This is a genomic window from Microbacterium sp. 01T413_2, assembly GCF_056398985.1.
In genome coordinates, this window is record NZ_JBFTQL010000029.1 from 41142 (window position 1) to 48524 (window position 7383).

Below are 7383 nucleotides of genomic sequence, written 5' to 3' on the forward strand. Positions count from 1 at the left end.
CACCCCCTTGCAGCATCGGGGCCCCCTCGCAGGAACGTCACTGCGAGGGGGCCCCGATTCTGAGAGGGGGCGTCGGCGGTTCAGGCCTCCGCCTCCGCCTCCGCGGCCGCTACCGCTGCCTCCTCCTCCGCCGTCGTCGCCGCCACCGCCGCCGGACGGCGCACGCACAGGGCGAGGGCGATGACGACGAGCGAGAGGATCGCGCCTGCGAGGAACGCGAGGTGCGAGCCCGCGGYAGCTGCTGCCGGCGAGGGGAGGTCGGGATCCGCGGATCCGGTCGCGGTCACCCCGGTCGCATAGAGGGCGACGAAGATCGCCGTGCCCGCGGCGCCCGCCACCTGCTGCAGCGTCGCGATCGTGGCGCTGCCGTGCGAGTACAGCTGCGGGGCCAGCGATCCGAGCGAGGCGCTGAACGCCGGCGTGAACAGGAAGGCGAGGGACAGCATCAGCACGATGTGCGCCCCGAGCAGCACGACCCAGGAGGACTGCTCCCCCAGCCCGAAGGCGAGGGTCCAGAGGGAGACCGCGAGGCCGATGGAGCCCGGGATGACCAGCGGGCGCGGACCGAAGCGGTCGTACAGCCGCCCGACGGTGGGTCCGGCGAGCCCCATCAGCAGGCCGCCGGGGAGCAGGATTGCACCGACCCACAGCGGGTCGAGGCCCAGAGTGTAGCGCGCGAACTGCGGCAGCACGATGAAGGCGCCGAACAGCGAAACCATGCCCGCGGTCATCATCGCGACGGCGACGGCGAAGTCCCGCGAGAGGAACGTGCGCAGATCGAGCAGCGCCGAGTCGGTGCGCTGCAGCACGAGCTGACGCCAGACGAAGAGCCCGAGCCCGGCCAGGCCGAGCACGATCGGGATCCAGGGCTGCACCGCCGCCTCGCCGACAGCGGTCGCGCCGATCTGGCTGAGACCGAACACCAGTGCGGAGAACGCCAGGGCGGCGAGGACCACCGACAGCGCATCGAGCGGAACGGCACGCGTCTCCGAGACGTTCGGGATGCGGCGGATCCCGATGGCGAGCATCGTGAGTGCGATGGGAAGCATCACCCAGAAGAGCCCCTGCCACGGCAGCACCTGGATCAGGGCGCCCGAGACGATGGGGCCGACGGCAGGCGCCACGGACATGACGATCGACACGCGCCCCATGACCCTGCCGCGCTCCTCAGCGGGCACGACCGTCATCACGGTCGTCATCATGAGCGGCATCATCACGGCGGTGCCCATGGCCTGTACGACGCGGCCCACCACGAGCATCTCGAAGACCGGGGACAGCGCGGCGATGACCGTGCCGGCGACGAAGCTCGACAGCGCGACGGTGAAGACCGTGCGGGTGCGCAGGCGCTGCATGAGCCAGCCGGTGGTCGGGATGACGACCGCCATGGTGAGCGCGAAGGCCGTAGTCAGCCACTGCCCACGGGTCGCGTCGATGTGCAGGGACTCCTGGATCCGCGGCAGCGCCACGGCCATCATCGTCTCGTTCAGGAACACGACGAAGACCGCGGCGAGCAGCAGCCTCAGCGCGGTGCGGTTGCGCGCGGCAACTCCGGCGTCCGATTCCGGCGAGGCGTCGATCTCGGCCGGGGCGATGGTGGCGGTCATGTCCTTCTCCTTCTCGCGATGTGCCCGAATCCGGGTTACTGCAAAAAATAAAGCACACTGCAAATAATGAAGTCAAGTGGTATCGTGATTTTCATGACGAACCAGCACTACGGCCAGTTCTGCGGTCTCGCCCGCGCGGCGGAGATCGTAGGACAGCGCTGGACCCTGCTGATCCTGCGCGATCTCAGCGTGGGACCGCGGCGCTATTCGGAACTCGTCGCCGGACTGCCCGGCATCCCCACGAACACGTTGGCAACGCGGTTGAAGGAGCTCGAGGACGAGGGCATCGTCGAGAGGGCGGCGCCCGCCGGCGGCGAGCGCTCGGTCGTCTACGGCCTCACGCCGCGCGGCCAGGAGCTCGGACCCGCGCTGGACGCGCTGTCGCGATGGGGCGCGGGTGGCATGCGCACGCCCCGCGAGGGCGAGATCGTGACGACGTCGTCGATCACCGCGGCGCTCCGCGTGGCCGCGGGCGACGGCGTCGTACCCGCCGTCTGGGACACGACCTACAACGTGCGCGTCGGCGACATCGAGGTGCACGTCGTCATGCGCGACGGCCGGGTCGTCGCCGAACCGGGCCTGCTCGAGGACGCGGACCTGGAGATCATGGCGGGCCCGGCGATCCGCGACCTGCTCGCGGGCACGCTGAGCCCGCACGACGCGCTCGCCACGGAGGCCGTACAGCTCCAGGGGGATCCGGCTCTCTTCGAGCGCTTCGCGCAGGCCCTGCACGTCCCGTACAGCGTGAACATCCCGACCCCGGAGTCCGCTGCGGCTGTGGCGGGCTGAGAGCGCCTTTCAGTCGACGAGGTCGCGCATCTCCTGCTCGATCGCGCGCAGCACGGTCGCGTCTTCGGGCGAGGCCTCGCCCGGCACGTAGCGCAAGGACCGGATCCGGCCGCCGCGGAACGGGTAGGAGCGGTGCCGTTCGTGGAGATCCCAGTCCACGGGGCCGCCGTAGTCGTAGCCGACGCTGATACCGGTGAAGGGCGCCATGCCGACGAGCATCGGCATGTCGTCGAGGCGGAGCCGCTCGGTGCCATCGACATCGACGGCGAGACTCGAGCGCAGCCCGAGGTCGGCCCGCACCCGCAGGTCGATGCGGTGGTGGCCGGGTTCCGGGGCGCTCGCGCGCACGCGGCGCATCGCGCCGTACGCGTTGTAGGAGAGCAGCAGCTCGGCGCCGTCCAATGCCAGCAGGTACCCCCCGCCCTGATCGCCGTGCGCGAGCACCACGCCCTCCGCGCCGTGCTCCAGTTCGAGCTCGGCGTGCACCTCGAAGGAGCGCAGCACCGTGAGGCGCGCCGAGCGGAACCGCTCGAGCGGCGGTCGGAACGGCACGAGCTCGACAGGCTCCGAGAGCGGGGCCTCGGTTCCGGGTCGCACCGAGTGCAGCGTGCCGTCGTCGTCCAGCGGGAACACGGTGTTGCGCCAGGCCTCCTCGCGCCAGCGCTCCGCGAGCTCCTGCACCCGCTCGGGCTCATGCTCGGCACGATCCCGCGTCTCGGTCGGATCGCTCGGCAGGTGGTAGAGCTCCCACGTGCCCCCGGTGGCGCCCTGCGCGCGCGTCGGCGGGATCGGCGAGACCGCCTTCCACTCGCCGTCGACGAACGCGCGCCGGCCGACGCACTCGAAGTACTGCTGCTCGCGTCCCGGAGCCGCCGGATCCGCGAGTATCCCGGCGATGCTGTCGCCGTCGACCTCGAGCGCGGACGTCCCGTTCCACTGCTCCGGACGCGCGACGCCGGCCAGTTCGAGCAGGGTCGGGGCGAGATCGGACACGAAGACGAACTGGTCCCTGAGTCCCGGCGACGCCGCACCGGCGGGCCAGGAGATCACGAGCGGCGCATGCACCCCGCCTTCGTAGGTGCTCGACTTGAATGACCGGAACGGCGTGTTCGACACCCGCGCCCAGCCGGTCGGGTACTGGCCGTACAACCGCGGTCCGCCGATCTCCGAGAGATCGCGGGGAACGTCGTTCACCCACCCGTCGGGCACCGCGCCATGCAGGCCGAACTGCGCGAAGTAGCTGCGCGTTCCGGTCGGACCTCCCTCGGCGGTGCCGCCGTTGTCACTCGCGATCACGATGATCGTGTTCTCGCGCTCGCCGAGTTCATCGAGCCGGGCGAGCAGGCGGCCGACGCTCTGATCGATCTCGTCGACAGCGGCGGCGTAGACCTCCATGTGGCGGGCGAACAGCGCCCGCTCCTCGGGACCGAGGTCGTCCCAGTGCGGGATCCGGTCTCCGTCCGCGAGCGGATCCCCCGGCAGCTCGGCGTGCGCGGGCACGATGCCGCGGGCGCGCTGGCGCGCGAACCGCTCCTCGCGCACGGCGTTCCAGCCGCGCTCGTACCGGCCGCGATAGCGCTCGATGTCCTCCTCCTTGGCCTGGATCGGCCCATGCACCGAGGTGTGCGCGTAGTAGAGGAAGAAGGGCTTACGACGATCGTTCGCGCGGAGCTCGTCGACCATGGCGATCGCCCGGTCGGTAAGCTCGTCGGTGAGGAAGAACCCGTCGGGGAACTCCGGCACGTCCACGACGGAGTTGTCCTGCACGAGCCGGTGCGGGTGGTGCAGCGAGGTGAACCCGTCCATCGATCCGAAGTAGCGATCGAAACCGCGCTGCAGCGGCCACGACGACCGATCCGCACCATCGTGCAGCCGCGACTCGAGGGTGAGATGCCACTTGCCGACCATGAACGTCGCGTACCCGCCTGCCCGCAGCGATTCCGCGAGCGTGGGGGCGGCGGCGGGCAGCTCGCAGGCGAAGCCGGGGTAGCCCGGATCGATGTGCGCCACGAACCCGAACCCCGCCCGGTGCGGGTTCAGCCCGGTGAGCAGCGCGGCACGGGCCGGCGAGCACATCGGCGCCGTGCGGTAGTTCGTGAACAGCCAGCCGTCGGCCGCGAGGCCGTCGATGAACGGCGTCCGGATCTCGCCGCCGAACGGGCCGAGGTCGCTGAACCCGAGGTCGTCGACGAGCATGACGACGATGTTGGGCGCCCCTTCCGCGGCGGTCGGCCGGGGGCGCCACGCGGGATCCGACTCGGACGTGAACTCTCCGACGCGCCCGGCGAAGCCCTCGTAGCCGCGTGCCGCGGGGTCCATTCAGCCCGCCTTCCGGATGAGACCGAAGATGCGGGTGCGGAGCTCGGCGAACTCCKCCGTGGCCCGCGTCTCCAGCTGGTCGCGGGGGCCGCCGAAGTCGATCTCGATGGTCTCGGTCACGCGCGCGGGCCGCTCGCCGAGCACGATGACGCGATCCGAGAGGTACACGGCCTCGTCGATGTCGTGCGTCACGACCAGGATCGTCATGCCGAACTGCTCGCGGATCCGCAGGCACAGATCCTCGAGCTCGAACCGGGTCTGCGCGTCGACGGAGGCGAACGGCTCGTCCATCACGAGCACCTCGGGACGGTAGGCGATCGCGCGGGCGATCGCGACGCGCTGCTGCATGCCGCCGGAGAGCTGCCACGGATACTTCGCGCCTGCGCCGGCGAGCCCGACCGCGGCGAGCGCCGACACGATGCGCTCCTCCCGCTCYGCGGTGCTCAGCCGRAGGTGCCGGAGCGGCAGYCGSACGTTCTTSTCGACCGTGAGCCASGGCATGAGCGAGCGCGTGTACTCCTGGAAGACGAGCGCCATCTCCTCGGGCGGSCCGTCGATCTCGACGCCGTCGATGCGGGCGGATCCGGACGTGATCGGCTGCAGGCCGGTGAGGCACTTCAGCAGCGTGGTCTTGCCGATGCCGGACGGCCCGACGATGCAGGCCACCTCGCCCGCCTGCACGTCGAACGTGAGATCCGCGATGACCGGGACGTCGCCGCCCTTGGTGCGATAGGTCTTGGCGAGGCCCTGGACGCTGAGCCGGGGGCTGGTGGTGATGCTCATTCGCTCTTCTCCAGTTGTTGTGAGGCGATGTACCAGCGCAGGACCGCGCGGCGGAACAGGACGAACAGGGCGGTGGAGAGGTAGCCGAGCACGCCGAGGACGATGATGCCGGCCCACATGTCGGCGATCGCGAAGGACTGCTGCGCGAGCAGCGTCGCGGCCCCCAGGCCCGCCGAGGATCCGAGCATCTCGCTCGCGATCATCACGACGAACGCGGTGATGAGGCTCACCTGCATGCCGGACAGGATCCGAGGACTCGCGGCCGGCAGCGTCACCTGGAACAGCCGCTCCGCGCGGGTGAGCCGGTAGACCCGTCCCACCATCAGCAGGGTGGGCTCCCCCGCGCGCACGCCGTCGATCGTCGAGATGAGGATCGGGAAGAGCGCGGCGAGCGAGATCGAGAGGATGCGCGTGCCGTTGCCGAAGCCGATGAGCGACACGAAGATCGGCACGAGTGCGACCGGCGGGATCGCCCGGAAGAAGTGGATCGTCGGCTCGACGAACCAGCTGAGCGGGGCGATGAGCCCGAGCGCGCACCCCAGCAGCACGCCGATGACCGTGGCGATGAGGAAGGACACGGCCAGATTCAGCACGGAGATGCCGATGTCGCCGAGGAACGCGGGCGTTCCGATCAGCTCGCCCAGGCGCGCGAGGATCGCGGACAGCGGCGGGAAGAACGTGTTCGTGGATCCGGCCGAGGCGATCCACCACAGCGCGATGAGGACGATCGGGACCGCGATCTCGACGAGGATCAGCAGCCAGCGCGGAGAGGAACTCAGCCGGCGGCCGCGGCGGAGTCGGGCACTCGTCTGCACGGACGTGGTGAGGGTCATGCGTGTTCCGCCTTCCGGTACTGCGGGTGCCAGTGCAGCAGACGCCGCTCGCCCCACTGGCTGAGCCCCTGGATGAGCAGGCCGAGCACGCCGAGGATCAGCACGTAGCCGAACAGTTCGGGCTGGTTGCCGGAGATCTGCGACATGAGCAGGCTCTGGCCGAGTCCCGGGCCTCCCCCGAGGAGGCCGGCGACGACGGCGATGACGAGCGAGGTGGGGGCCGCGACGCGCAGCGCGGTGCCGATGTAGGGCAGCGCGCTCGGGATCACGATCCGGGTGAGGATCTCCGCGCGACTCATCCCGTAGGAGGCGCCCGTCGCGCGGGCCACGGGGTCGGTGTCGAAGACCCCGGCGGAGGACTGCACCGCGATCGCGATGAACGAGCCGAAGAAGACGAGGAAGGTCCCCATCCCCGAGGTGGGGCCGAGCACGAGCACCACGACCGGGAGGATCACGATGGGCGGGATCGGCTTGAGGAACTCCAGCGGCACCCTGGTCGCGTGCATCGCGAGCGGAGAAGATCCGATCGCAATGCCCAGCAGCACGCCGACGAGGGCGGCGGCGATGAGGCCGCTGAGGGCCATGACCAGGGTGTCCGCCGTCGCCTGCCAGAGCTGCGGCGCGCCCAGGAGGCGGCCCGCCGCGCCCAGCGCCTCGAGGGCGGAGGGCAGCGGCGCGCCGGCGAGCGGGCCGACCGTCGCCGCGAGCTGCCACACGACGAGTGCGGTCAGCGCACCGGCGGCGCCGAGCAGCGCGGGGAGGATGCGGGAGCGGGTCATGGCCGTCACTTCGTGAGGATGACGCCCGTGAGGTCGACCGGCTTCTTCAGGAACCCGAGACCCACCATCTTGTCGTCGGGGCGCTGCAGGTCCTCGTCCGTGACGGTCGCCGGCCAGACCGGGACCTTGACCTGATCGACCGAGAGCGTCGACTTCGTGTAGGCGAGGCCGGCCTTGATCGCCTCCTCGGGATGCGCGGTGGCGTACTCGTTGGACTTCGCGATCGCGCGCYGGAAKGCGCTGACGACGTCCTTCTTCGAGGTCGCGGTCGCATCG

Annotated in this window: 7 protein-coding genes; 1 reads left to right on the forward strand and 6 read right to left on the reverse strand. The window is 70.6% G+C overall.

All coding sequences use genetic code 11. The features are described from left to right. Window positions 1-80 precede the first annotated feature (80 nt). A complete protein-coding gene (locus AC1DMN_RS14580; protein ID WP_477384468.1) occupies window positions 81-1604 on the reverse strand; it encodes a DHA2 family efflux MFS transporter permease subunit in 1524 nt (507 codons plus the stop codon). Window positions 1605-1697: 93 nt separating this feature from the next. Here AC1DMN_RS14580 and AC1DMN_RS14585 point away from each other — a divergent pair, with 93 nt between their 5' ends. Continuing rightward, window positions 1698-2393: a winged helix-turn-helix transcriptional regulator gene (locus AC1DMN_RS14585; RefSeq protein WP_477230940.1), complete on the forward strand. Its 696-nt coding sequence runs from the start codon at window positions 1698-1700 to the stop codon at window positions 2391-2393. A gap of 9 nt (window positions 2394-2402) precedes the next feature. Here the strand turns inward: AC1DMN_RS14585 and AC1DMN_RS14590 are convergent, their stop codons facing one another. The 5 genes from AC1DMN_RS14590 to AC1DMN_RS14610 all read right to left on the reverse strand — a co-directional run. Beyond that, complete coding sequence (locus AC1DMN_RS14590) at window positions 2403-4712, reverse strand: arylsulfatase (RefSeq protein ID WP_477230941.1); 2310 nt, start codon at window positions 4710-4712, stop codon at window positions 2403-2405. Continuing rightward, complete coding sequence (locus AC1DMN_RS14595; protein WP_477384470.1) at window positions 4713-5495, reverse strand: ABC transporter ATP-binding protein; 783 nt, start codon at window positions 5493-5495, stop codon at window positions 4713-4715. Then, on the reverse strand, window positions 5492-6328 hold the full coding sequence (locus AC1DMN_RS14600; RefSeq protein ID WP_477230943.1) for an ABC transporter permease: 837 nt from the start codon (window positions 6326-6328) through the stop codon (window positions 5492-5494). Before AC1DMN_RS14600 ends, AC1DMN_RS14595 begins: the two co-directional genes overlap by 4 nt. Beyond that, window positions 6325-7107, reverse strand: coding sequence for an ABC transporter permease (locus tag AC1DMN_RS14605; protein ID WP_477230982.1), 783 nt, complete (start codon window positions 7105-7107; stop codon window positions 6325-6327). Before AC1DMN_RS14605 ends, AC1DMN_RS14600 begins: the two co-directional genes overlap by 4 nt. 5 nt (window positions 7108-7112) lie before the next feature. Further along, a partial coding sequence (locus tag AC1DMN_RS14610; protein ID WP_477384472.1) for an ABC transporter substrate-binding protein occupies window positions 7113-7383 on the reverse strand: 271 nt, incomplete at its 5' end.

Coding starts and splice junctions, on each gene's coding strand:
- AC1DMN_RS14585 (WP_477230940.1), top strand. CDS start 1,698: ATGACGAACCAGCACTACGGCCAGTTCTGCGGTCTCGCCCGCGCGGCG.
- AC1DMN_RS14590 (WP_477230941.1), bottom strand. CDS start 4,712: ATGGACCCCGCGGCACGCGGCTACGAGGGCTTCGCCGGGCGCGTCGGA.
- AC1DMN_RS14600 (WP_477230943.1), bottom strand. CDS start 6,328: ATGACCCTCACCACGTCCGTGCAGACGAGTGCCCGACTCCGCCGCGGC.
- AC1DMN_RS14605 (WP_477230982.1), bottom strand. CDS start 7,107: ATGACCCGCTCCCGCATCCTCCCCGCGCTGCTCGGCGCCGCCGGTGCG.